Raw genomic sequence first — 1,311 nt, forward strand, 5'->3', positions numbered from 1 at the left:
AATCGAGTAGGAGGAGGTGACTAACCTCCGACCTCTCACACCACCGTACGTACGGTTCCGTATACGGCGGTTTCATTTAAGTCCAACGTAATGTTAGATATCGATAATATAGACTCTTTAGCCCTTGGTTTGACCAGTATTGGTCACCAAGGGCTTTATGCAAGATTGGGCTATTGGCTATTCGCCAATAGGCTTTCCTTGTGTTTGCCCATTCCCACGCCTTTCCTTTTTTGATTCCTTGTTTCATTAAGTTCTTATACTTTGTTTTGACTTTCTTCCATTCCTTCCAACGTATCATTCGTAGTCTTCTTCGAATCCAGCCATCTAGACTTTTGAATATAGAAGGTGTATCTGCCAGTTGGTAATAACCAAGCCAGCCCACTAGATATCGATTTAATTTCTGGATTCTATCCTTCATATTCATAGATTTACTTCTAGAAGTTAGTTCTCTGATACGTTGTTTGAAACGTTGGATACTTTCTTTAGAAACCCGAATCTTCGGTTCTTTCTTATGGACAGTGAAAGAAAAGCCAAGGAATTTGCGTTTCCACGGGCGGTCTACTGCACTTTTCTGTTCATTTACTTTTAGTTTAAGTTTTCCTTCAATGAAATTGGTAATACTATTCATCACTCGCAAGCCGGCTCTTTTGGAGCGTACATAAATATTACAATCGTCCGCATAGCGGACGAAATGAAGCCCTCTTTTCTCCATTTCCTTGTCTAACTCATCTAGGACAATATTTGAAAGTAGTGGACTCAATGGGCCGCCCTGCGGCGCTCCTTCTGTGTTTGGACGCACTATCCCGTCCTCCATTACACCTGCTTGTAGATATCTGCGAATTAGTTTAAGCACTCTGGGGTCATTAATCCTTTGGCTCAATGTACGCATTAATCTATCGTGATTAACTTTATCAAAGAATTTCTCTAAATCCATGTCAACGACCCAACGATATCCCTGTTTAATATAGTTTCTCGCCTCTCTTACAGCGTCATGCCCCCGTCTTTTAGGACGAAATCCATAGCTATGTGGAGAGAATGTTGGGTCATAAATATCTGTCAGGACTTGTGCAATTGCTTGTTGGAGGAATCGGTCCATCACAGTAGGAATCCCCAACTTCCTCTTCCCGCCGTTTGGTTTCGGGATTTCGACACGACGAACGGGTTGAGGATAGTAGGTTCCTTTTTCGAGTTGTCCTCGAATGGTAGTCCAGTGTTCCAAGATATGCGCTCGTAGGTTTTGTACAGGCATTTCATCTACACCGTGACTTCCTTTATTTTCTTCTACGCGTGTTATCGCTTGTATTAGATTTT

The 1,311-nt window shown here is 42.1% G+C and carries 1 protein-coding gene; it reads right to left on the reverse strand.

The genetic code is table 11. The features are described from left to right. Positions 1 to 76: 76 nt before the first annotated feature. Positions 77 to 1,311: group II intron reverse transcriptase/maturase (gene ltrA / locus ACFFIS_RS13220; protein ID WP_390187947.1), on the reverse strand; the 1,235-nt coding region annotated here is incomplete at its 5' end.

Origin of the sequence: Paracerasibacillus soli (genome assembly GCF_042432965.1) — a bacterium.
In the GTDB taxonomy this organism is placed as follows: Bacteria; Bacillota; Bacilli; order Bacillales; family Amphibacillaceae; genus Paracerasibacillus; species Paracerasibacillus soli.